Annotated in this window: 1 protein-coding gene; it reads left to right on the top strand. The window is 35.2% G+C overall.

Annotated elements, in window-relative coordinates; translation table 11 throughout:
- Positions 1–256: hypothetical protein (locus tag AAEY78_RS13985; protein WP_352339982.1), on the top strand; the 256-nt coding region annotated here is incomplete at both ends.

Here is a 256-nt window from a genome sequence, read left to right as displayed (position 1 = left end):
GGTGATGACTACTTACCGGGCGTCAGTAAAGACATTCAAGGAATGTATGACTATTTGCTAAGCGATAGAGGAGGGCAATGGAAATCTAATGAAATAGTTAAGCTAGAAACTAAGTTCAAATCTCGTATAGAAAATTTAATAACTGAAATAAGATCAGAGGAAAATGACTTTGTCTTGTTCTATTTTGCTGGACATGGTTCATACAGTCATTTACTAGGACGCAAATTTTATGTAGATGACGAGGATTTCTTTACTC

It is taken from the genome of Psychrobacter sp. 16-MNA-CIBAN-0192 (assembly GCF_040309565.1).
Classification (GTDB): Bacteria; Pseudomonadota; Gammaproteobacteria; order Pseudomonadales; family Moraxellaceae; genus Psychrobacter.
Note: the sequence above shows the minus strand (reverse complement) of the source record. Positions and strands in the feature narration are given on the sequence as shown.